General features: G+C 33.1%; 14 protein-coding genes and 1 tRNA gene. 2 read left to right on the forward strand and 13 right to left on the reverse strand.

Translation table 11 applies throughout. The annotated features are described in order from the left end of the window. Positions 1–7: 7 nt before the first annotated feature. On the reverse strand, positions 8–4,195 hold the full coding sequence (gene cas9 / locus V1T75_RS10075; protein ID WP_330488419.1) for a type II CRISPR RNA-guided endonuclease Cas9: 4,188 nt from the start codon (positions 4,193–4,195) through the stop codon (positions 8–10). A 543-nt stretch (positions 4,196–4,738) separates the two neighbouring features. Between cas9 and V1T75_RS10080 the strand changes: the two genes are divergently transcribed. Then, positions 4,739–5,362 carry a JAB domain-containing protein gene (locus V1T75_RS10080; protein ID WP_330488420.1) on the forward strand — a complete coding sequence of 208 codons (624 nt, stop codon included), beginning with the start codon at positions 4,739–4,741 and terminating at the stop codon, positions 5,360–5,362. A gap of 296 nt (positions 5,363–5,658) precedes the next feature. Beyond that, positions 5,659–6,069, forward strand: coding sequence for a hypothetical protein (locus V1T75_RS10085; RefSeq protein WP_330488421.1), 411 nt, complete (start codon positions 5,659–5,661; stop codon positions 6,067–6,069). 357 nt (positions 6,070–6,426) lie between these two features. On the opposite strand, the gene V1T75_RS10090 is transcribed toward V1T75_RS10085, so the two are convergent. The 12 genes from V1T75_RS10090 to V1T75_RS10145 form a co-directional block, all read right to left on the reverse strand. After that, positions 6,427–6,500 (reverse strand) — tRNA-Arg (locus V1T75_RS10090). 11 nt (positions 6,501–6,511) lie between these two features. Continuing rightward, positions 6,512–6,958 carry a GatB/YqeY domain-containing protein gene (locus tag V1T75_RS10095; RefSeq protein ID WP_330488422.1) on the reverse strand — a complete coding sequence of 149 codons (447 nt, stop codon included), beginning with the start codon at positions 6,956–6,958 and terminating at the stop codon, positions 6,512–6,514. Between the two features lie 71 nt (positions 6,959–7,029). Then, positions 7,030–8,895 carry a cell division protein FtsZ gene (gene ftsZ, locus V1T75_RS10100; protein ID WP_330488423.1) on the reverse strand — a complete coding sequence of 622 codons (1,866 nt, stop codon included), beginning with the start codon at positions 8,893–8,895 and terminating at the stop codon, positions 7,030–7,032. A gap of 84 nt (positions 8,896–8,979) precedes the next feature. Beyond that, on the reverse strand, positions 8,980–10,320 hold the full coding sequence (gene ftsA, locus V1T75_RS10105) for a cell division protein FtsA (protein WP_330488424.1): 1,341 nt from the start codon (positions 10,318–10,320) through the stop codon (positions 8,980–8,982). Further along, entirely contained in the window at positions 10,307–11,047 is a 741-nt protein-coding gene (locus tag V1T75_RS10110) for a cell division protein FtsQ/DivIB (protein ID WP_330488425.1), read from the reverse strand. The genes ftsA and V1T75_RS10110 overlap by 14 nt, the downstream gene beginning before the upstream one ends. A 1-nt stretch (position 11,048) precedes the next feature. After that, a complete protein-coding gene (gene murC / locus V1T75_RS10115) occupies positions 11,049–12,395 on the reverse strand; it encodes a UDP-N-acetylmuramate--L-alanine ligase (protein ID WP_330488426.1) in 1,347 nt (448 codons plus the stop codon). Then, positions 12,395–13,486 carry an undecaprenyldiphospho-muramoylpentapeptide beta-N-acetylglucosaminyltransferase gene (gene murG, locus V1T75_RS10120; RefSeq protein WP_330488427.1) on the reverse strand — a complete coding sequence of 364 codons (1,092 nt, stop codon included), beginning with the start codon at positions 13,484–13,486 and terminating at the stop codon, positions 12,395–12,397. Before murG ends, murC begins: the two co-directional genes overlap by 1 nt. Before the next feature lie 72 nt (positions 13,487–13,558). Continuing rightward, the gene (locus V1T75_RS10125) at positions 13,559–14,749 is read right to left on the reverse strand and encodes an FtsW/RodA/SpoVE family cell cycle protein (protein WP_330488428.1); all 1,191 of its coding nucleotides are present in this window, start codon (positions 14,747–14,749) and stop codon (positions 13,559–13,561) included. A gap of 16 nt (positions 14,750–14,765) precedes the next feature. Beyond that, complete coding sequence (gene murD, locus V1T75_RS10130) at positions 14,766–16,151, reverse strand: UDP-N-acetylmuramoyl-L-alanine--D-glutamate ligase (protein WP_443082047.1); 1,386 nt, start codon at positions 16,149–16,151, stop codon at positions 14,766–14,768. Positions 16,152–16,221: 70 nt separating this feature from the next. After that, positions 16,222–17,448 carry a phospho-N-acetylmuramoyl-pentapeptide-transferase gene (gene mraY / locus V1T75_RS10135; RefSeq protein ID WP_330488429.1) on the reverse strand — a complete coding sequence of 409 codons (1,227 nt, stop codon included), beginning with the start codon at positions 17,446–17,448 and terminating at the stop codon, positions 16,222–16,224. Between the two features lie 3 nt (positions 17,449–17,451). Continuing rightward, positions 17,452–18,918, reverse strand: a complete 1,467-nt coding sequence (locus tag V1T75_RS10140; RefSeq protein ID WP_330488430.1) for a UDP-N-acetylmuramoyl-L-alanyl-D-glutamate--2,6-diaminopimelate ligase — start codon at positions 18,916–18,918, stop codon at positions 17,452–17,454. Further along, positions 18,919–20,931: a penicillin-binding protein gene (locus tag V1T75_RS10145; protein WP_330488431.1), complete on the reverse strand. Its 2,013-nt coding sequence runs from the start codon at positions 20,929–20,931 to the stop codon at positions 18,919–18,921. It lies immediately after the preceding gene. Between the last annotated feature and the right edge of the window lie 3 nt (positions 20,932–20,934).

The following is a 20,934-nucleotide window of genomic DNA, read 5'->3' on the forward strand; positions in this document are numbered from 1 at the left end:
ACAGTAATTAATATTCTCCTACTTGAACAATTTGACCAAGGTGATTTAATCTTACTTTTTTAATATCCTTGATATGATTTAGACCTAGCCTTTTCCATGCGATTTCTTTTGTGCTTTTATTATCTTCTACTGTTGTTTCTAAATGATGTCTGAAGAAATAGTCTTTAGTAGCAATTTTCTGTACTCTAAATAGGTATGGACTAATACGCGATGCTTTTTTTGCGTCCGTTAAATCAATTTCATTTATATCAAAATCTTCATTAGGAAAAACAAACATTTCGTTTTGTTTCATGGTAAATAAAAACTGCCAGCCTTCTTTTTCTTTATACGTTTTATCAATTATAGGCAAGTTTTTATTTACCCTTGCAACAGCTTCGTAAAAAGAAACTACCATTTCTTGTAGATTTCCTTTGTTATCTTTATAAATAGCTATATGGTGGTTGTTTCCTGTGCTAACAAAATCAACCGCTTGCTTATTACCTTGTTCATTTAAAATTTCTCTTCCTAAATGGTCTTTTTTTGTATGCAATGCTTCAGCGTTGCTAACACCTGTAATACGAACTCTTCTTATACAAATACCTTTTTCTTTATGTAACCATATAGGGTTTTCCTTAAGGTTAGAGAAAGCTTTTATCGCATTGTTATCGTGGGCTTTTAAACGTTGGCTTAAAAGCTGTCTTGTTTTTATATCGATTACTTTTTCTATATTTTTTTGTGTTTTAAAATTCTCTGAATTTACTTCTTTTCTAATAGTATAAATATCTTCAAAACAAACAACCTCTTTAAAAGGTTTATTTTTACATAAAAGCGGATTTGTTTTAAGTGTTTTGCTATCAAAAGCAATTGTTGGGTTGTTATCAAATGTTTTTAAGTGTTCTAAAACTATTTTTTTATGTACAGGATTTACAATTTGCTGTGCAGTGCTTGCCTCAAAGTTTTTATTGAGTTTTATCGTTTTTTTAGAGGGACGTTTAATCTTTCCATAAACAGTTTCTTTATGTAATTGTCCTCTAGGAGTTAATTGTTTTTTTTGTAAGGTATTATTTTTAGTTTTGGTAATATTTATGTTACGAGTTACTACTTTATTTTTGTTTTTAAATGAAATAAGTATTGCTTCAATATGTTTTTTTGCTTCAGTTCTAAAGTTAGATATGGGTGCTTTAAACTTGCGTTTGCCATTTTTGTTTTCGGTAATTAAATTTTCAATATTTAGTATAATTTTGTGCTTCTTGTGATTTGTAAGCTTTCTAGCACTTAAATTGTTGATGTATTGAATATGGTTGTGTGTGGTAAAAGCAACTGTTAAAGCGTCCATTGCATGATGACGATGGTCGTTTCTTTTCGTCCAATCTTTTATAACTTCTCGTTTGTTTATTTCTTCAGTCCCTTTATTTAAGCGTTCTTCATATTCCGTGAGTCCTAAAGCACGATATTTTGGTAAATTGAGTTCTTTCATGATATTGATTAAATCCCAATCTTCTCTTAATTTATCGGTAATACTTCCTGTGGTGGCAACTACACTAGGAAATACCTCGAACAACATTGCCTTTGCTTTTTTAGCGATGTACTGACTGTTTCTTAGGTCTCTTTCAATAAAATCATCTGAAATATCTTCTTTAGAAATTAACAATTTCTTCCTTTTTGCAGGCGATATTTTTCCGTCTTTATACAAACTCTCAACCCTTAATTTATAGTCCTCTATTCCTGAATGATTGCTGTTGTTAATAAAGTCGAAAGCTGTAGTATTACTCTTTTCTAAATTTACTTCTCTATATGCGAGTGTTTTGTTTGAAAAGGAATCATCAAATACTAAAGCTTTAGGAATAATATGTTCAATATCTATTTTTTTTGAAAAAATATCTTCTTTATTTATTTTTCTGTTTGTAAACAGTGTTTTATATCCGTTACTTGATAGTTCTTCATAAAGACGATAACGAACTACATCATTTTTGGTTGGGTTTGGAATACCAAAATCTTTAATAATTAGCTTTTTTATATCTTGGTTTCTTTTGGTTGCCTCAGCAATATTCCTAGTCATTTTACTACGTTCATCAGCTGATTTTTTAAGCTCTCTAGCTAATTCTATACGTACTTCATCAGGTTTTCCATAGGTTTCTATAATTTGATTTACTACGTTAACAGTTTGGTTTAAAATTTTTTCTACAACAGGGTTTCTTAAACTATTTTTTTTAATGAGCTCAAGTTTGTCTTTGAGTTCTCTATTTTCAAGTTCTTCTTTTGTGAAACTATTAGAGTGGTTATACCCCACATTTTTACAGGCTTCGGAATAAGTATATCCTTTTTGAAGTTCGGGTAAAATCTTTTTTAACGCTTTGCTTGATAAATTTCCATAGTCTTGAGGAAAAGAAATACTGGCTAACATTTTTGTATGTTCAGGTTTAAAACCAAATTTTGAAACTAACTTTTTCTTTAAACTTACAGCATTATTCCCATAAATCATTTGGTCTTCTTTACTAACCTTGTTAAAATCTTCTTCAGTTGCATAAAGCAAATGCCATAACTGATAACTTGCCTGATTTTCAAATTTTTTACCCTGTAGTATTCCGTTAAACTCTAAAATATCTTGATTTATTCCTATTTCAGAAAAAACAGCTTTTAACTCTTCTTTAATAGCTGTGGCTGTTTTCTTTTCCCAATCAAAACCATACCCTTCTAACTCCGCAATTTTTTGATAAACATCATATAGTACTTTATTAGTAGTATTTCCTTCAATTTTTTCGTGGTTAGCTTTCCAATCACTTTGCTTTCCTAGCGCTATATGCTTTTTAAGAATCTTAAGCACACTGGTTGCTTTATGTTCACCTCTAAGGTTTAATTCCTGAAAAATTTCATCAATTATGTTTCTGTCTAAATCGTTAATGGCAATATGGTCGCCTGTATTTTTATTAGAAAAAGTAAGGTTGTTTAGTACCTGCCAAATTTTAACCTCTTGGAATAACGGAGATGATTTAGATACAACACGACGACCAATGCGTCTCTTCATTATTTTATTGGTTGTATCGTTCACATACTCTTGCTCCCAACTTTCAAACTGACAAAAGTCTAATTGTCCTTTTTGCGATTTTAATTTTCGTTGATAAAAAATAATAATATCTCGAATTTTTTCTTTTAAGGGCAGCGTTAGTTCTTTATGGAATTGTGTTTGTACAGACCATATTTTTTCAAATTCATCCATATAATCTTGCCTGTAAAAAACTTGATTTTTTAGTGAGATATGTGGGTTTTCTTGAATTTGTTGGTACAGATACTCTCCTACGATTATATTTTTAAAATGTAACTCTTTACTTCTGTCAGAAATTGCGCCTAAATAATCGCTCGATTTGTTCAAGTCATTATTAATTTCTTGAAGGACAATAGCTAAATGTTCAAGTTCTAATTTTTCAGTCAATCCCTTTGTGCGCCACTGATAACGTTCTAACCTTTTTTCATTAGCTGTTCCTTTTTGTGTGATTCCAACTAAGTTAAAAGGAGTTTTACAAATTGCCCATGTTTGTCTTTTATTTTTTCCTTGCAGTTCTTTATATAAGGGTTCGCTAAGAATTTCTGAATAATACTTTTGTTGATTTTTCCATATTTTATTGAACTCATTATGTAAGTCAGATTTATAAAAATCAGGAATGTATTTTTTATTTTGTTTTAATAAGTTTAGCACATATTCCCCTGGTGTTAAGTTATTTTCGTAAAGCTCTTTTGCTATTGACATTCCATCAATAGCTCCCCCATCTTCTTCATTCCTTGCTTTTCTACTACTTTTGTAACCTCTTTTTTTATTGATACTTAATAATATTCTTGCAAAGTCTTCCAGTTCAACCCTTTCTTTTGCTGCCTTAGCCCTTAGATATAAAGTTTGATGCGTTGTATTTTTTCCTATTTCTGTTAATAGAGTTTCTTTTGAGATAATATTATGATTGATTAACTCATTAATTAAAGCTTCTCTTCTTAGCTTATATCGTTGTAAGTTTCTTCTTGCTCCACGTTTTAAGGTCCTTTCAGTATTAGTACCTGAAGGGCGCCCTTTTTCAAAATCGGTTTTTTCATCAACAGTCAAAGGGGTTACTCTAACTCCTAACTTTATAATTTTTGATTCTTCCGAGTTATTTTCAGCTTCTTCTACCAATGCCCAACCGATTGAGGTGATACCTAAATCTAGACCTAAAATTTTTTTAGTCATCATTTTTATATGTTTAAAAAAAATTGATTCTAATCATACAAATATAATTATTTTATAATATATTTGCTATCAGAAACTAATTGAATTGAATATTTTAATTTTTAATAAAGAATAAAATTCCAACCTTTATTCTTTGAATTGAATATTTATTTTTTAATACTGGGGTCCAAGCCAGTTATTTAAGTCAGGAAACTGAATTATTAGTTTATCATAATTTAATCTTGTTTGTATGATTAATTGTGAATTGATTTCAAAAGGGAAGCTTTCGAGCTTCCTTTTTTGCTTTTTTAAGAGGAATAGCAGCAATTTTAAAATAAGTTGCCTTGGACAATAAAAGTAAGTTTTTTTTATTCTTTAAAAAAAGGAAAGCCGTAATCTACTAATTAAAAAAAATGTATATTAGCTCTACAATTTTGAAATCAATTCACAATAAGGATTATTCCGTTGTGAAAACATTTAAAGCGGCAAGGTATTACTTTGTCGCTTTTTTTGTTACCATAACTAGAATTGGCAAACATTAAGAGATAAAATCTTACATTTGTTTCTATGGATATAAAATTGACAGAACAAGAGAAGATAAAGATTCTAAATTCCGATGATATTTACGGAATTATGCAAAAAGTATTGCTCCGTGAAAGTAAGATAGACCAAAACCGTGAGCATTTTTGGGTTATTGGCTTAGCTAATAACAACCGTATTCTTTTTATTGAACTCATAAGTTTAGGCACTGTAAATGCTACCTTGGTAGAACCTATGGAGGTGTTTAGTTTTGCGTTGCAAAAAAGAGCTGTTAAAATCATATTATGCCATAACCATCCAAGTGGTGAATTAAAACCTTCTGAGGCAGACAAAGATATTTCTGACCGTTTAATACAAGTAGGCATTATTGTGGATACTGAAGTAGTAGACCATCTTATAATATCTGACAAGAGCTATCTTAGTTTTGGAGATATTGGGTTACTAGCTGAACTTAAAAAAAGTACTAAATATGTACCCAAATACGTGTTGGAGCAGCGTCTAAAAAAAGAAGCTACTGAAATAGCTAAACGTAATGAGAAAATAGAAATCGCCAAAGCTTTTAAAAGAAGTGGTCTTGATAATGAGTTAATCGCTAAAAACACAGGTCTTACTATAGAAGAAGTGGAAAAATTACGAGTAAAAAGAGTGTAAAAATTCTTCTATTTGTTACTTATAAGTAAACTTATTTACTTAGAAAAATATTTAAAACACCTACAAGTTACCTCCCTATATAATAATCTAATTTTACAGCTTTTTTACTCAAAAACACCTGTTTTTTCATATTGTTTCGTACTAAAACCGTACAAATATTGTATAAATCCACAATTTAATTACCCGTTGAAGATATTAAAATTCTTATTGATGGAAAAGATTTTGATGGTGAGGATGCAGCGCGTTGGAAAGCAGCAGGAGGTATTCTCCTTACCGTAGTACCCGGTGGTAAAATTGTGGGTGCTGGGATTAAAGTATTAAGACCTATTATTAAAGTCACTAAAGAACCTAATGTTTGGAGGATCGTTATAAAAAATGGTTCAAAAACCTATACACGTATTGTAAGGGAACTTACCGAAGAAACCTTAGCACATTTTGATAGGTATGCACCAGGTACTAAAGAATTAATTGATGAAGCTTTAAGAACAGGAAAGTATGTAGATACCACCATAAATGATGCAGCAGACATTTCCATTAAAGGAGTTAGAGAAGAATGGTATAGATTTAATGAAGTTACCGTAGAGCAAACTATAAGTGGTAAAAAAGTTAAATTTAGATTAGATTCTTATGAAGAAGGCTTAAAAATCGTATCTAGAAAAGCTACAAATTTAAGGGATATAAATTTTCAACATTCCAAAAATACATAGCGGAAATAAAAAAGAAGTATCCAAGAGAAACAAAAATTACAGCACCAAAATATGGAAAGGAACTTGAAGGTAAATATTATCTAGAAGTACCAAATAGTAATTTATCTTTATCTAATATTAATGATTCTATTAAATATGCAAAAGATAATGATGTAATTTTAATTTTTAAGTCAGAATAAAGAGATGACAGAAAAAGAGTATTTATTATACATAAATATTGATTTTTACAATCGTTATAATTGCTTTAGAGAAAAGTATAAAGACCTTGAGCCTAAGTTAGAAAAATATGAAGTCAACCTTGTATTAAATATTTTTAAAAAAAATCCACTGAAAATCAGTGGATTTAAAATACTAATGCGACCCAGAGAGGACTCGAACCCCCAACCCTCAGAGCCGAAATCTGATGTTCTATCCAGTTGAACTACTGAGTCTATGAATTTTATTAAGCTAGTTTAGCTTTTACAATTGCTGAAATTGTTTTCCCGTCTGCTTGTCCTGCTAATTGCTTTGATACAATTCCCATTACTTTTCCCATATCCTTCATCCCGTCTGCTCCAACATCTGCAATGATTTTCTCTACAATATTCCCAATTTCTTCCTCACTTAAGGCCTCTGGTAAAAATTGTTCTAAAACAGCTGCTTCTGCCAATTCTGGTTCTGCTAAGTCGTTACGCCCTTGCTCTGTAAACACAGTAGCACTATCTTTACGTTGTTTTACCTGCTTTTGAATAATTTTTAATTCTTCTGCTTCGGTAAGTTCCCCTGCTCCCGCTTCGGTATTTGCTAGCATAAAAGCTGATTTCAAAGCTCTTAAAGCTGTTAAAGCTATGGTATCTTTAGCCTTCATAGCTTCTTTCATTTTATCCATTACCTGTTTTTGCAAACTCATAATTTTATATTTTTAAAGTATTAAAAAAATCCCGAGTTATCGGGATTTTAAAAATAAGTCTTATTCTTTTATTAATCTACATTATCGTGTAAAAACGAGTTGTTAGCGCGTAATAAGTCGTTGTTATCTGTATTCAATGCTGTATCTGACTTACTAATATCAGAACCTGCATCAATATCAACTCCTAATCTTTTATACGCTGGTTGACGCTCAATTTCGTCTATGTTTTTACTAACCTGGTCGTTAAACTTGTAGTTAAAACCTTTCATTTTTTCACGTCTTTCTTGTGCTCTTTTTTGCAATTCAGAAATTGTTAAGTCTAACGGAGAAACTTCTTCGCTTGAAGTGTTTATGTTATTAATTTCTTCTTGCATTTTAGATTTTACCTCAAATTGCAACTCTTCTTCCACCTCTTCTTTAATAGTAGGAGTAGAACTTTTACCAATGGTTGGTTGTGCGCTAAAATCGTCTAATACATAACGTTTTTCAACTTTATGATACTTTACTTCTTCGGCTTTTACTTCAATATTTTTTATCTCGTTAGTTGTTTCAACTAAATGAGAAGCTGGTGTTATTTCTTCGTAAGAATTTAAGGGCAAATCAAACAACAAATCTTGTTGAGTTGGTTGTTCTTTTACTTCTTCTCTTTCTTCTACTTTAGGTTCCGCAATATTGGTGATGATAAAATCGTCTTCAGAAACGGTTTCTATTGCAATTTCATCATATACTACCTCTATATTTTTTAGTGCTTCTGTGGTAGGAATAATCTCTGATTTAGGTTCAGGCTTTTCTTCCTCTAAAACATGAATCACTTTATTTGATGGTGTATTTTGTATAGGCTCGTCAATTGCTGTAGAAGTTTGTACTTGTTGATCTCCAAAGTTATAAGTTGCCTTTTGTTCATCTTCTAGGGTATGAACTATTTTCTTTACTTCTGTATTGGTAATATTTCCTTGTTGATCTGCTGCAAAACCAGTAGCCACAACGGTTACTGCTATTCCATCTTCTAATGATTCGTCTTCTCCAATACCCATAATAATATTGGCATCGTATCCTGCTTCATCCTGAATATAGTCATTAATTTCACCTATTTCATCTAGGGTAACTTCATTACCTCCAGAAACGATTAATAACAATACGTTTTTAGCTCCTGTAATTTTATTATCGTTTAACAAAGGTGAATCTAATGCTTTTACAATGGCATTTTTAGCTCTGTTAGCTCCTGTTTCTTTCGCAGACCCCATAATTGCTGTACCACTATTTGACAATACCGTTTTTGCATCGTGTAAATCGATATTTTGCTTGTAGTGATGTGTAATTACCTCTGCAATCCCTTTTGCTGCGGTTGCTAATACTTCATCAGCTTTAGAGAATCCTGCTTTAAACCCTAAGTTACCATAAACTTCGCGCAGTTTATTATTATTGATAACAATTAATGAATCTACATTATTACGTAACTCATCAATTCCTTTTTGAGCTTGTTTTGAGCGCATTCTTCCTTCAAATTGAAATGGCATAGTAACGATTCCTACCGTTAAAATATCCATGTCTTTAGCAATTTTAGCTATGATTGGAGCTGCTCCTGTACCGGTACCTCCTCCCATACCTGCGGTGATAAACACCATTTTAGTATGTGTACTCAACATTTGTTGAATTTCCTGTATACTTTCAGCTGCTGCTTGTGCTCCAATTTCTGGATTTGCACCTGCTCCTAACCCAGAGGTTAAGTGTGCCCCTAATTGAACTTTATTAGGTATCGGACTGTTTTCTAATGCTTGTGCATCTGTATTACAAATTACGAAATCTACTCCGTGAATTTGTTTACTATACATGTGGTTTACTGCGTTGCTCCCTCCCCCACCAACACCAATTACTTTAATGGCATTCGATTGTGTTTTTGGCATGTCGAATGAAATGTTATCAAATTCTGCGCTCATAATAACTTTTCTTTTTTATTAATTCTTATTCAATTTTACACTCCTTTTTAGGGGATTAATCAGGAGTATTCTTATATATACTAATTACTCTGCGTTATCTAAAAATTCTTTGAATCGTTCGGTAAACTTATCAAAAAACGATTTAGATTTTTTCGCTTTGTGTTCCTTCTCTTCTTGGATTTCTTCTATTATTTCTTTTTCTTCCTCAATTATTTCTTCTACTAACGCCTCTGGCGCTTCTTCAACAATTACTTTTTCTTCTACTTCTTTTTGTAAACCTTCCATCAACAACCCTACAGCAGTTGCAAATGCAGGGCTCGACAATACCTCATCAGAGTCTCCTGCTAGGTGTTCATTTGGATACCCAATACGAACGTCCATTCCAGTAATATATTCTACTAACTGGCGTAAATGTTTTAATTGAGCTCCACCCCCAGTTAATACAATACCTGCAATTAGTTTTCCTTTTTGAGTTTCGTGCCCATAGTTCTTAATTTCTAGGTACACATGTTCAATAATTTCTTGAACTCTCGCATGGATTATTTTTGATAAATTTTTAAGCGTAATTTCTTTAGGCTCTCTTCCTCTTAATCCTGGAATAGAAACAATTTCTGTTTCTTTATTTTCTCCAGGCCATGCTGAACCGAACTTAATTTTTAATAATTCTGCTTGTTTTTCTATTATGGAACAACCTTCTTTAATATCTTCAGTAATTACATTTCCTCCAAAAGGAATGACTGCTGTATGACGAATAATTCCGTCTTTGAATATCGCTAAATCTGTGGTACCTCCACCTATATCAATCAATGCTACACCTGCTTCTTTTTCTTCTTGACTTAATACTGCTGATGCTGAAGCCAACGGTTCAAGGGTAATATCAGAAAGATTCAATCCTGCACTTTTAATACACCTGCCTACGTTTCGAATAGAAGATACTTGACCTACGACTACGTGAAAGTTAGCTTCTAACCTTCCACCATACATTCCGATGGGCTCTTTTATATCTGGTTGACTATCTACTTTAAACTCTTGTGGTAATACATGAATAATTTCTTCTCCAGGCAACATAACCAGTTTATGTACCTGGCTTACTAAGTTTTCAATATCCGTTGCATCTATTACTTCTTCAGACTTTTCTCTTGTTATATAGTCGCTATGATGTAAGCTGCGTATGTGCTGACCAGCAATACCTACTACAACATTTTCTATCTTATATCCTGAAATACTTTCTGCTTCTTCAGCTGCTTGCTGAATAGATTGTATGGTTTGCGTAATGTTATTAACTACCCCACGTTTTACACCTAAACTTTTCGCTTTACCAATACCTAAAACTTCAAGCTTACCGTATTCGTTTTTACGACCAATCATGGCAACAATCTTGGTTGTACCAATATCTAAACCAACTGCAATTTTATTGTTTTCCATCTTGATTTTGTTTTGTGCACACAACTTGGTTGTGGTATTTTACATTTATCGCTTTATAGTTATTAATGGTTTTGTCTGTAAATGCTTTGTTGTAAAAAGCTGTTAGCTTTTTAAACTTCATTGATGCATCTGTTAACTCTCCAAAAATTATCTTATAATCACCACTACGAACTGTAAATATGTATTCGTTTTGGGCGTCTCTTTGAATAGCAATAATTTCTTTAGCGAAAAAACTGTTGCTATTTATGGTCTTTATTAACGTTGTTAATTCGTTGATTTCTTCTGGCTCCCTTACTCCTAAAACTAATGGTACTCTTGCCGAAAAATTTGTTGATAACGGAATTTTCACCCCATACTTATCAACATAAAAAGAGTTATCTTTATCAACAATTCGAGCTATCGGTGTTCGTTGTTTTATGGTAGTTTTTAACACCCCATCTACAGTTAAAAACACAGCTGTTTTTTCAACATACGGATTCGCCGAAACATTAGCCTCTAGAAAGTGTAAATCTACCAATCTTTTTGGTTGGTTTTTAACAAATTCATTATTTTGTATTAACAATTTATCAACCATACTGTGTGTCAAAAAGTTATTGTCACCAGCAGCAAACTCCACCACGGTATTTTGTACCTTTTTTGCTCCATTTCTACTGGTTGTAAAACCATATAAAAACACCAAAAACATCAACAGCAAGAAAAAAGACAGATATGTTGCTAATTTTTTCATTCTATTTTTTATGCTTTTCTTCTAGTTTATTTTTTACTTCATCCACTAACAAACCAATATCTCCTGCTCCTAACATTGCCACTATTTTTGATGCTGATTTTACAATTTCGTCACTTAATTTTTCCTTAGACACTACCTTTTTAGTATCAATGGTTATTTTTTCTAATAACCAATTAGAAGTAACTCCTTTTATTGGCAATTCTCTAGCTGGATAAATATCTAATAATAGTACTTCGTCGAACAATGATAATGCTTCAGCAAAATCGTCTACAAAGTCTCTAGTTCTACTAAACAAGTGTGGTTGAAACACAGCCAACACTTGTTCTTTTGGATACATTTCTCTAACAGATTGCACTACCGCTTTTATCTCAGTTGGATGATGCGCATAATCGTCAATCAATACTACATCTTCTGTTTTTATTTTATAAGAAAATCTACGCTGTACCCCTTTAAAAGTTCCTAGCTGTTTTTTAATTTTTTCTAATGACACTCCATAAACATCTGCAATAGCTAATGCTGCTAAAGCATTCATCATATTATGGTTTCCTGGTAAATGAAATGCTATATTTTTAATTTCTGATGTTGGTGTTTTTACATCAAAAACATATTTACCTTCTTCTATTTTTACATTATAGGCTTTGTAGTCTGCTTCCTCATCAACGGCATATGTTAACCCTTCTAATGGCAATCCTTTTGCTACAATCAAGGTATCAGAAACTTTACCTGCAAAATCTCTAAATGATTGCTGTAACAATTCATTTTCTCCATAGATATCTAAATGATCTGCATCCATAGAAGTTACACAGGCTATATTAGGTGATAATTTTAAAAACGAACGATCAAACTCATCAGCCTCAACAACTGAAACTTCATCACCTCCTAAAATTAAATTTGAATTGTAGTTTTCTGCAATGCCTCCTAAAAACGACGTAGCTTTTTCAGGTTGCATAATGTGCCCTAAAATTGAAGAGGTTGTTGTTTTTCCATGCGTTCCTGCTACCGCCAAACAAAAAGTGTTTTTGGTAATTTCTCCTAGCACTTCTGCTCTTTTCAAAACGGTATATCCGTTCTCTTCAAAATAATTTAATTGTGAGTGATTTTTAGGAACTGCCGGGGTAAACACTACCAATGTTTTTTCTTTATCTAAAAAAGAAATTGGAATGTTCTTGACAGCATCTTCAAAATGGATTTCAATTCCTATTTCTTCTAAACTCTTAGTAACAGGTGTTGGTGTTTTATCGTAGCCTGCAACCAGCTTCCCATTAACAGAAAAGTAGCGAGCTACAGCACTCATTCCTATTCCGCCAATACCTATAAAATAAACGTTATGTATCGTTTTTAAATTCACTAACTAATTAATTTTTCTATTTCGTTAACGATATGACTGGTTGCATTTGGCAATGCCAGTTCATTAATATTTTCACTTAAACTTTCTTGCTTCCCTTTGTCTTTTAGCAATGTTTCTAATACGACAGGAAAAGTATCTAATTCACTCTCTTTAACGACTAAAGCTCCATGTTTGTCGGCAATAGATTTTGCATTTTTTGTTTGATGATCTTCTGCCACATTTGGTGATGGAATAAAAATAGTGGGTTTTCCTACAATGCATAATTCCGATACCGAACTTGCTCCTGCTCTCGACACGATAAAATCTGCGGCAGCGTAGGCCAAATCCATTCTATTCAGAAACTGATGTACCTGAACATTTTCTAGCTCATCATACTTTTTATACTCCTCATAATACAATTTACCACATTGCCATATTAATTGAACTTCTTGTTTTTTAAAGAACTCTAAATTTGCTTCAACTAACTGATTTATCTTACGGGCACCGAGGCTTCCTCCTAATATTAAAATTGTTTTTTTTGAGGTGTCTAATTCAAAAAACTCCTTTCCTTCTTCTATTTTCGTATGAATAAATAGCAAATCTTGACGAACTGGATTTCCTGTTTTTATAATTTTATCTTCAGGGAAAAAGCGTTCTAAATTATCGTGCGCAACACATATTTTTTGTGTTTTTTTTCCTAACAATCTATTCGTTATTCCTGGGTACGAATTTTGTTCTTGAATTAAGGTTGGTATCCCCTTTCTATTAGCAACTAACAATGTTGGCCCACTAGCAAAGCCTCCTGTTCCAACAGCAACATCAGGTTTAAATTTTCGTATAATTCGATAGGCTTTCCATAAGCTGCTTATTAGTTTAACAGGAAACATTAAATTTTTCAAGGTCAACTCTCTTTGAATCCCTGAAATCCACAGTCCTTTAATTTCATATCCTGCTTGTGGAACTTTTTCCATTTCCATCTTATCTTTTGCACCAACAAACAAAATATTAGCCTCTGGGTAACGAACTTTTATTTCGTTAGCAATTGCTATTGCAGGATAAATATGACCTCCTGTACCTCCACCGCTTATTATGATATTAATCGATTGTTTCATACAATTTCTTTTATTTTAATATTATGGTTGTATGTAACACTCATAATAACCTCACCCCATAAATCTATATTCTTAGTCAAGTGTTTCATGTAAAATATCTAAAGGGTTATCATCTAAAATTGTTTCTTCAGTTTCGTTTTTAGAAGCGCTTACACTTAAAATCATTCCTAATGCGAAACAGGTCATCCAAATAGAGGTACCTCCACTACTAATTAGCGGGAGTGTTTGTCCTGTTACTGGTAAAATATTCACTGCTACTGCCATGTTAATCATCGCTTGAAAAACAATGGGAATTCCCACCCCCACAACTAATAAAGTTGCAAATATGGTAGTCGCTTTTTTGGCGGTTATTAAAATTCTAAAAAGCAATAAGAAATAAATAAATATGACCACTATTGCTCCTGCAAAACCGTATTCTTCAACAATAATCGCATAGATAAAATCGGATGAAGATTGTGGTAAAAAGTTTTTCTGCACACTTTTCCCTGGTCCTTTTCCAATTACTCCTCCTGTTGCTATTGCAATTTTAGCTTTTTCTACCTGATAATCTTCTTCACCGTCTGGCTGAGAAAAACTTTCAATTCTACTTTTCCAGGTGTTTACACGGTTGGGCATTGCATCTGGAAATGCCTTAGCTACTAAGATGAAAAATAGAAAAGCAAAAAGTCCTATTCCTAATATGTATCCTATATATTTTAATGGATACCCTCCAATGAACGACACCATTAAAATCATAAAGAACACCATGGCTGTGGTTGAGAAGTTTGCTGGAAGTATTAATACCAATACTAAACCAACTGGTAGCCATAACTGCAATAAGCTTTCCTTAAAAGAAATTACTTTTTCTTTATTTTTTGCCAAGTAACGCGCAACATATACCATTAACACCAAACCTGCCAATGTAGAGGTTTGAAATCCAATACCTACAAATGGAATACGAATCCATCTACTCGCATTGGCTCCTCCTATAGTGGTTCCTTGTGCTAAAGTAAAAACCAACAACAAAACAACAACAGGCAACATTAAAACAGAACCTCCACTAAAATACCTATACGGAATTTTATGTACTCCATAAATAACTGCAAATCCTGTAATTAATAACACAATGTGTTTTACCAAATGGCCTAAAGTAGACCCGTTACCAACTACATACACTAAATTGGTACTCGCACTATATATTGGCATAAACGAAAATATTGCCAATACTGCAACGATAGCCCAAATAGCGCGATCTCCTTTTATATGTCGAAAGATGTTTTTCATCAATCTTTAGTGTGCTTTATATATTTCTTACGGCTTCTTTAAATTTTTCTCCTCTATCTTCATAGTTCTCAAACAAATCGAAGCTTGCACATGCTGGTGATAATAATACTGTATCTCCTTTTTGTGCTATTTTATACGCTACTTTAACAGCCTCTTCAACTCCTGCTGTTTCTACCATCACGTCTACTACATTTGCAAAAGTATCTATGATCTTTTGATTATCTAAACCTAAACAAACTATGGCTTTTACCTTTTCTCTTACCAAAGGCAATAAATCGGTATAATCATTTCCTTTATCAACTCCACCTACAATCCAAACTGTTGGATTGTCCATACATTCTAATGCATAAAAAGCTGCATTGACATTGGTAGCTTTGCTATCGTTAATAAATTCAATTCCGTTTATTTTTTGCACTTTTTCTAACCGATGTTCTACCCCTTCAAAATCAGACAAACTTTCTGCAATTGTTTCTTTTCTTACTTTCAACAACCTCGCAGCCATTGATGTAGCCATTGCATTTTTAGTATTGTGCTTTCCTTGTAATGTTAGTTCAGAAACTTTCATTAATTTTTCTTCTGTATTAAATTTCATTAGTATCGTGTCTTGTCTTAAAAAAGCTCCGTACTCTAATTCTTTTTCCATTGAAAATGGTACTAGCGTTGCTTCTGTTTTATTATTTTTTAACCAATTTTGAATTGCTTCATCATCGGCATCATATATTAAAAAATCATCTTTTGTTTGATTTTTTGTAATTCTGAATTTTGAGTTTATATACTTATCAAATTCGTATTCATATCGATCTAAATGATCTGGTGTTATATTGGTAATTATTGCAATATGAGGTCTAAATTTTTCAATTCCATCTAGCTGAAAACTACTTAATTCCAACACATATTCGTCATACTTATCATCAACCACTTGTTTGGCAAAACTATCACCTATATTTCCTCCAACTCCTACATTTAAACCTGCTTTTTTTAACACATAATGTATTAGCATGGTCGTGGTTGTCTTACCATTTGAGCCTGTAACTCCCACAATGGTTGCCTCTGTATACTGAGCAGCGAATTCAATTTCTGAAATCACTTTTACCCCTTGAGAAATCAGCTTTTGAACCAATGCTACTTTCTCTGGAATTCCAGGGCTTTTCATCACCACGTCAGCATTTAAAATTTTATCTTCTGTATGCTGATTTTCTTCAAAATTGATTGAATTATGTAAAAGAACTTTTTTATACCGTTCTGCTATATTTCCTTTATCTGAAACAAAAACTTCATATCCCTTTTGTTTTCCTAAAAGCGCTGTTCCTACACCACTTTCTCCTCCACCAAGCACAACCAAAAGCCCCTTAGTCCCCAAAGGGAAAACATCCTCATCACCTCTTTTTTCTTGCTTACTCACTTTCTGTTCTCTTTTAATCTCTTTATCTTTATTTTTCACTCCCTCCCTTTGGGAGGGTTAGGGTGGGCTTTTATCTTAACTTCAATGTTACTATGGTAAATACCGCTAATAAAATTCCTACAATCCAAAAGCGTACTACAATTTTACTTTCGTGATAATTTAATTTTTGATAATGATGATGTAGCGGAGACATTTTAAAAATTCGCCGTCCCTCTCCAAACTTCTTCTTTGTATACTTAAACCAAGAAACTTGTAGTATTACCGACAAATTCTCAATCACAAATATTCCTGCTAAAACTGGCAGCAACAATTCTTTTCTTATAGTAATTGCTATTACCGCTATAATTCCACCAATAGTTAAACTTCCTGTATCTCCCATAAACACTTGAGCCGGATAGGTATTGTACCACAAAAACCCTATCAATGCTCCTGCAAACGCTAAGATGAATACGGTCATTTCTCCAGATTTTGGGATGTACATTACATCTAAATAATCCGCAAAAATGATGTTACCAGATACCCACGCAAAAATTGCCAGCGTTATCACCATAATTGCTGATGATCCTGCTGCTAACCCATCAATACCATCTGTTAAATTCGCACCATTAGAAACTCCAGTAACGATAAAAACGGTAACAAAAATGAAAACTATCCATCCGTATTTTTCATAACCATCTCCCAAGAAGCTTAATGCTTTTGCATAATCTAACTCGTTATTTTTTAAAAAAGGAACTGTTGTTTTTGTCGATTTATGTGCATCTCCAAACACCTTCTTTTTACCATCTGCCTGTACAACTTGCTCTGAGACTGGCAACTGTTCTTTAATAGTTACATCTTGATGAAAATACAGCATAGAACCTACGATTATCCCTAATCCTACTTGCCCTAAAACTTTGAATTTTCCTTTTAACCCCGCTTTATCTTTTTTAAATACTTTAATGTAATCATCGGTAAAACCAATAAATCCCATCCAAACAGTGGTTATTAATAAAATGATAATGTATATATTTTCTAGCTTCGCTAAGAGCAACACTGGAATTAGTGTTGCGAGGATTATAATTACCCCTCCCATTGTAGGGGTTCCTGCTTTTTGAACCTGTCCATCTAAACCTAAATCTCTTACGGTTTCTCCTACTTGTTGTCTTCTTAAGTAATTGATGATTTTTTTACCAAAAATGGTTGAAATCAACAGAGACAGTATGAACGCCATTGCAGATCGAAATGTAATGAATTGAAACACACTTGCACCTGTTAAGCTAAATTCACTTTCTAAATATTGAAATAAATAATACAGCATTCGTTAGTCTTTTTTTAGTTGATTAAAATAGTTGGTTACTTCTTCTAAATCATCAAAATGATGCCTAACACCATTTATTTCCTGGTAGCTTTCATGTCCTTTTCCTGCAATGAGTACAATATCTCCTGAAACTGCTAACTTACAGGCTGTTTTTATGGCCTGTCTTCTATCTACTATTGATAGTGTTTTTTTATAATTTTCTGCCGCAACTCCTGTTTCCATTTCATCAATTATCGATTGCGGATCTTCTGTTCTAGGATTATCGGAAGTAAAAATAACTTGGTTACTCAACTGAGAAGCAATGAATGCCATTTTTGGACGCTTTGTTGTATCTCTATCTCCACCGCAACCTACAACTGTAATCACTGTTTCATTTCCTGTTCGGATGTCATTAATAGTTTGTAATACATTTTTTAGTGCATCTGGTGTATGTGCGTAATCTACGATTGCAGTAACTCCCTCGTCAGAAACTGTGTATTGAAATCTTCCACTCACACTTTCTAACTCACTTACGATACGTAAAATTTCTATTTTTTCAAGTCCTAACAACTCTGCTACTCCATAAATAGCCAACAAATTATACGCATTAAACTCCCCTATTAACTTCGTCCAAACCTCCACTCCATTGATTATCAATAAGGTTCCCGAAAGGCGTTTTTCTAACACTTTTGCCTTAAAGTCTCCAATTGTTTTAAGCGCATAGGTTTGTTTATTCGCCTTGGTGTTTTGCAACATTATTTGTCCGTTCTTATCATCAATATTTACTAAAGCAAATGCTGACTTTGGCAGTGCATCAAAAAACGATTTTTTAACATCACGATACTCTGCAAATGTTTCATGATAATCTAAATGATCATGCGATAAGTTTGTAAACACTCCTCCTGCAAACTCCAATCCTTCCGTACGTTTTTGATGAATTCCATGAGAGCTCACCTCCATAAAACAATAATCAACTCCAGCCTCTACCATTTTTGATAAATAGCTATTTATCGCTACTGAGTTTGGCGTTGTATGTGTTGCATTATATTCTTCTTCATCAACCATTATTCGCACAGTTGACAACAACCCTACTTTATATCCTGCTTTTTTAAACAGTTGATACAATAAGCTTGCAATTGTAGTCTTACCATTTGTTCCTGTTACTCCTACTAACTGCAAGCTTTTTGATGGGTTGTTATAATAATTTGCTGCTATTATTGCTAATGCAGCATTAGAATCTTCTACTTTAATATAGGTAACCTCTTCATTTTTACCTTCTGGTAAAGACTCACAAATAACGGTCTTTGCACCTAATGATATAGCTTTCGCTATAAACTGATGCCCATCTACTGTCACTCCTTTTTGAGCAACAAAAACATCACCTTTCTGCACCTGTCTACTATCAAACTGAATACTGTTTATATCAATATCTGTATTTCCGTAAACTTCTTTTACAGCTACCTTATATAATATGTCTTTTAATTTCTTCAACTATGATAATTTTAAATATATCGTTGTACTTTTTGAGACTTTCTCTCCTCTTTCTACAGATTGTTCTGTTACTTTTCCTACTCCTGAAAATTTAACTTTCAATCCCATATTCTCTAACAACGCAACTGCATCCATTCCACTCATACCAATCACTTTGGGCATAATCGTTTTATACTTCCTTAATTTTTGATAGTACTCTTGATATTCATTATCTAGAGCTTCCTCTGAAATTTCATCAGAAACAAATTGATTATTAATTGCTGTTGAAGTATATATTTTTTGAGCTATTTCTTTAAATATGGGTGCTGCAACCGTAGCTCCGTAATATCCTTTTTCTTTATTAGGGCTATGAACCACCACAATACAAGAATACTTAGGTTCATCAGCAGGAAAAAATCCTGCAAAAGAAGCTACATATTTTTGGTTTGAGTAATACCCTCCTTCATACTCTCCTTTAGCATTCTTAGTTCTTGGAATGTATTTTTTTGCCGTCCCTGTTTTTCCTGCCATAGAAAAGTTTGGTGAATAAATCCCTTTACCTGTTCCGTATTTGATAGTATTCTCCATCACTTTTCGAACCTTATTTAAAGTTTCTTGTGATGCTATTTTTTCTTTCACCACCTCTGTTCCAAAACTTTGCTCCACCTTTCCTCCAACTCTCAACTCTTTAACAAAGTAGGGTTTTACCAACTTTCCATTATTTGCTACTGCATTATAAAATGCCAATGTTTGCAATGGCGTAAGAGAAACTCCATACCCCCAAGCCATCCATTCTAATGAAATTGGACTCCAACTTTTCTCAGACGGTTGTGGTATGTATGGCTTTCCTTCTCCTTTTATCTTTACCCCTGTTAATTGATCTAATCCAAAAGATTTGATTCTATCTGTGAATTTTTTAGGATTCTTATCGTAATGTTTTTGTATGGTCTTTACTATTCCAACGTTTGAAGAAACTTCAAACACTCTTCCCAAAGAAATTTTACCGTACCCTCCTCTTTTACTATCTTCTACTTTACGGTTATTTATGTAAATTCTTCCTTTTTCACAATCTACCACAGTTGAAGTATCTGCAACCTTATCTTCTAAAGCCACCATTAAGCTGGCCAACTTAAAAGTAGACCCTGGCTCGTGACTTTCCCAAACCGCATAATTTCTTTTTTCGTAATACCTTCCCTTAGAGGTTCTTCCTAAATTAGAAATCGCTTTAATTTCTCCTGTTTCCACCTCCATCACTACAGCACAACCATGATCTGCTTCAAAATATTCCATCTGTCTCAACAGGGCATGGTGTGTAATATCCTGAATATTTACATCTATTGTAGTAATTATATCACTACCATCTATCGGCTCTTTTTCATTTACATCATTAATGGGCTTCCATTGTCCTTTCGCTATTTTTTGCTTTAAACGCCACCCATTTTCTCCATCCATATAATCTGCAAAAGCTCCTTCAATTCCTGCTCCCCCTCTATAATCATCATATCCAATAGTACGTTCTGCTATTTTCCCTATAGGATGCACTCGCACTGTTTTTTGTTCCGCTATAAAACCACCTCTATACACCCCTCTATTAAAAATAGGAAAGCCCTTCATTTTCACATAATCATTATACCCCACATTACGCGCAATTAACAAATAACGGTTTTTACGTTTTTTAGCATCCCGCAATTTCTTTTGATAGTACCCCGCTGGTTTTCCTAACAATCCAGAAAGTGCTTCTGAAAGTCCACGAATATTCTTTTCAAAAACTTCTGAATCTACCGCTACCACATCCATACGGATGGTAAATTTTGACATTGATGTTGCCAACAAATTCCCATCTGCAGCATACACATTACCCCTATTTGCAAAAATAGTATCGTTTTTAACTGTTTTTTCTTCGGAAAGCTTTCTATACCTGTCTCCTTCTGCATACTGAAGTTTAAAAAGTCTAAAAATGATAACTACAAAGAAAAGCGTCATTAAAACAACAACCACGTAGAGCTTGTTTAATATGCCTTTTTTTACTACCATTTT

It is taken from the genome of Tenacibaculum sp. FZY0031 (assembly GCF_036350695.1).
GTDB lineage: Bacteria > Bacteroidota > Bacteroidia > Flavobacteriales > Flavobacteriaceae > Polaribacter.

Bases quoted from the DNA above. Each gene is read 5' to 3' on its own strand.
- ftsA (WP_330488424.1), bottom strand. From the start codon at position 10,320: ATGGAAAACAATAAAATTGCAGTTGGTTTAGATATTGGTACAACCAAG.
- V1T75_RS10080 (WP_330488420.1), top strand. From the start codon at position 4,739: ATGGATATAAAATTGACAGAACAAGAGAAGATAAAGATTCTAAATTCC.
- V1T75_RS10125 (WP_330488428.1), bottom strand. From the start codon at position 14,749: ATGAAAAACATCTTTCGACATATAAAAGGAGATCGCGCTATTTGGGCT.
- V1T75_RS10110 (WP_330488425.1), bottom strand. From the start codon at position 11,047: ATGAAAAAATTAGCAACATATCTGTCTTTTTTCTTGCTGTTGATGTTT.
- V1T75_RS10145 (WP_330488431.1), bottom strand. From the start codon at position 20,931: ATGGTAGTAAAAAAAGGCATATTAAACAAGCTCTACGTGGTTGTTGTT.
- mraY (WP_330488429.1), bottom strand. From the start codon at position 17,448: ATGCTGTATTATTTATTTCAATATTTAGAAAGTGAATTTAGCTTAACA.
- murG (WP_330488427.1), bottom strand. From the start codon at position 13,486: ATGAAACAATCGATTAATATCATAATAAGCGGTGGAGGTACAGGAGGT.
- cas9 (WP_330488419.1), bottom strand. From the start codon at position 4,195: ATGATGACTAAAAAAATTTTAGGTCTAGATTTAGGTATCACCTCAATC.
- V1T75_RS10095 (WP_330488422.1), bottom strand. From the start codon at position 6,958: ATGAGTTTGCAAAAACAGGTAATGGATAAAATGAAAGAAGCTATGAAG.
- ftsZ (WP_330488423.1), bottom strand. From the start codon at position 8,895: ATGAGCGCAGAATTTGATAACATTTCATTCGACATGCCAAAAACACAA.